General features: G+C 56.3%; 1 protein-coding gene. It reads left to right on the forward strand.

Annotated elements, in window-relative coordinates; translation table 11 throughout:
• On the forward strand, positions 1-252 hold a 252-nt coding region (locus Q4563_RS21245), incomplete at both ends, for an aldehyde dehydrogenase family protein (RefSeq protein WP_303605937.1).

Consider the following 252-nt stretch of genomic DNA (forward strand, 5'->3'; position numbering starts at 1 on the left):
CTGTATCGTTGACGAAGGCACCGACCTCGACGACGCCGTCACCCGGATTGTTTTCGGGGCCTATTACCAGTCTGGCCAGAGCTGTATTTCAGTGCAGCGCATCATGGTGCACGACAGTCTGTACGACGACGCCAAAGCACGCCTGACCGAAGCGGTTGGCGCACTGGTACATGGCGATCCGGCCGATGAAAACACCTTTATTGGCCCGATGATTTCCATAAAAGAAGCCATCCGGCTGCACACCTGGATAGC

It is taken from the genome of Gilvimarinus sp. 1_MG-2023 (genome assembly GCF_030548285.1).